The organism is Micromonospora sp. R77 (assembly GCF_022747945.1).
Classification (GTDB): Bacteria; Actinomycetota; Actinomycetes; order Mycobacteriales; family Micromonosporaceae; genus Micromonospora.
On sequence record NZ_JALDST010000021.1, the window covers coordinates 1 to 1,352 of the forward strand.

Annotated in this window: 1 protein-coding gene; it reads right to left on the bottom strand. The window is 74.8% G+C overall.

Annotated elements, in window-relative coordinates; translation table 11 throughout:
- A partial coding sequence (locus MRQ36_RS32905; protein ID WP_242801730.1) for a molybdopterin-dependent oxidoreductase occupies positions 1-1,166 on the bottom strand: 1,166 nt, incomplete at its 3' end.
- Positions 1,167-1,352: the final 186 nt, after the last annotated feature.

Here is a 1,352-nt window from a genome sequence, read left to right on the forward strand (position 1 = left end):
GGTCGCCAGCGCGCCGTCCAGCGCTGCCAGGGCCCGCCCCGGTCGGCGGCGACCAGTTCCGCCGGACGCCAGTCGTCGTCCCCGGTGCTCACCTCCACCCGGTCGATCGGCCCGGCGCCGGACCAGGACCGACCGCGCAGCAGCACCTCCGCGCCGGCCGGGATCCGGGCGTCCCAGGCCAGCTCGAACGCGCTCTTCACCGACTGGGCGGCGAGCGTCGCCCCGCCGGCCGGGTGGTCGGGCCCGAACATCCGGTAGAACGACGTGTTCCACGGTGAGAACAGGGCGGTGGCGGAGACCTCGACCTGGCCGACCCACTTGATCGAGGAGATGCCGATCCAGCCGGGCACCACCAGCCGGACCGGGTGGCCGTGGTCGGCGGGCAGGGGCTCGCCGTTCATCTCGTACGCCAGCAGTACGTCGTCGAGGGCCTTGGCGACCGGCAGCGGTCGGCGTACCCGGCCGAGGTTCACGCCGCCGGTCACGTACTCCGGATCCAGGCCCTCGGGCAGCACGTCGACCGCGGTGTCGGTGAGGCCGGCGAGGCGGAGCACGGTGGCCAGGCGTACGCCCCGCCAGCGGGCCACGCCCACCCCGCCGAGGCGCCAGGCGACCCCCGGAGCCGGGTCGTCCTGCTGGTCGGCGAAGAACCGACGGCCGTTGCCGGCGCACTCGACCAGCGCGGTGGTCTCCTCGGCCGGCAGCCGCCGCAGGTCGTGGTAGCCGAACTCGACCGGGGCGTCGCGGGTCGGCGCCCCGCGCAGGCCGGTGCCGAACAGGCGCAGCCGCCAGGTCTCGGCGTCCAGGTGCGGGGTGACCGTGTGGTTGCGGACGAAGAAGCGGTCGGTGGGCACGACGTACCCCTGCCCGGCCATCGCCTCCCAACGCATCTCGGCGTTGCTGTCGAGCGGGCGCAACAGGCCCTCGGGCAGCGGCTTCGCGATCGGTCGGGCGCTGGCGTCCGGGCCGGGGTCGACGCCGACCGGGACGCCGGCGACCGCGACCGGTTCCCGTTCCTGCGCCGCGGCGGTCAGCGCGGCCATGGCCGCGCCGAGCTCCAGCAGGTCCTGCCGGTCGGTGCCGTCGCAGCGGGCCTGGCCGGCCAGCCACTGCCGGGCCCGCCGGTCGTCGTGCCCAGCTTCCTGCGGGGACGGGGAACGGGACATGACGGACCTCCGGCTCGGCGACGCTGTATTCCTATTGAATCAGTAGGACTTTGCGGCGGATCGCCCGCACTCAGGTCGCACCGATCAGCGTCACCACGCCCGCGGCCACCAGCACCCCGGCCCAGAGCCGGTCCACGTTGAACCAGGCCCGGCGCAGCACACCCACCCCGAGGACCTCGTACACCA